The sequence below is a fragment of the Nonomuraea sp. NPDC003201 genome (assembly GCF_053590415.1).
This window is the reverse complement of the sequence record NZ_JBSFTC010000760.1, coordinates 1-1,250: the sequence shown is the minus strand read 5'-3', so window position 1 is coordinate 1,250 and position 1,250 is coordinate 1. Positions and strand designations below refer to the sequence as shown.

The following is a 1,250-nucleotide window of genomic DNA, read 5'->3' as shown; positions in this document are numbered from 1 at the left end:
GCAACGGCTGGGCCGACTATGAAGATGGCGACTATGCCTACTATGCGGGCCCCGTCTACGCCTCCGCCAAGGGCAAGTGCATCGACCTGGTGGGCCAGCAGCCCGCCCACGTCGGTCCCGTCGCCGCTGACCAGCGCCAGCAGCAGGTCGCGGGCGGACGGCCGGGCCCGCGGATCCTTCTCCAGCGCGGCCTCGATCAGCGTGGCCAGCCCCGGGGGCAGCGCGCTCACGTCGGGGTGGTGCGTCAGCACGCGGTGCATGACGCCGCCCAGGTTCTCGCCGCCGAACGCGTCCTGCCCGGTGGCCGCGAACACCATGATGGCGCCCCACGCGAACACGTCGGCCGCCGTCCCCGCCCGCTGCCCGGTCAGCACCTCGGGCGCCATGTAACCGGGCGTTCCGGCCAGCTCGCCGGTCCTGGTCAGCGACATCTCCGTCGTCCTGGCGATGCCGAAGTCGATCACGCGCGGCCCGTCCGGGCCGAGCAGCACGTTGTCCGGCTTCAGGTCGCGGTGGACGACGCCCGCCTCGTGGATCGCGGTGAGCGCCGTGGCCACCGCCGTCCCCAGCCGGTGCAGGTCGTCGCCGGTGAAGCGCCGCCCCTCCCGTACGGCCTCGCGCAGGCTCGGGCCCGGCACGTACTCCGAGACCAGGTACGGTTTGCCGCCGTCGAGATCGGCCGCCAGCAGCCGGGCGGTGCAGAACGAGGCCACCCGCTCCGCCGCGGCCGCCTCCTTGGCGAAGCGCCCGCGGTCGCCCGCCGCGTGCAGCACCTTCACCGCCACCCGCCGCCCATCGGGGTCGTAGGCGTCGTAGACGACCCCCTGGCCTCCCGCGCCGAGCCGCCCGGCCAGCCAGTAGTCCCCGATCTGCTGCGGGTCTCCCGCGATCAGCGCCTCCACGGCGGGTTAGATGCCCCCGGATCCGCCAAAGTTGCGGTGAGCACGCAGGGAGTTCCGGTCGGTGTCCGGTCTGCGCGTATCGTCGGTCCGGTGAGCTTGATGTGGGTCGCCGACGCCGTACCGGCGCTGGTCGCGGTCTCGTTCGCGGTTTCATTGGTGGCGGCCACGTCGTTCCGCCCGCGGCTCAGGTCGCGCCTGCCCGCGCTGACGCTCCTGGCCGCGGCCGTCTCCCTGGCCGTCACGATCGCCCACGTCATGGGCGTGGTGGAGGCGGCGCCCGGCGCCGACGCGCTGGGGATGGCCGAGGGGCTGGCGCTCGCGGCGCTGGCCGGCCTGGTCGTCCGGTAC

2 protein-coding genes are annotated in these 1,250 nt (G+C 74.1%); one reads left to right on the top strand and one right to left on the bottom strand.

Annotated features, from left to right (window positions below; translation table 11 throughout):
• Window positions 1-902, bottom strand: a 902-nt coding sequence (locus ACWDX9_RS63455; protein ID WP_449973478.1) for a serine/threonine-protein kinase, incomplete at its 3' end; no start/stop codon positions are given.
• Between the two features lie 90 nt (window positions 903-992).
• On the opposite strand from ACWDX9_RS63455, the gene ACWDX9_RS63450 reads away from it, so the two are divergent.
• Window positions 993-1,250, top strand: a 258-nt coding sequence (locus tag ACWDX9_RS63450; protein WP_449973477.1) for a hypothetical protein, incomplete at its 3' end; no start/stop codon positions are given.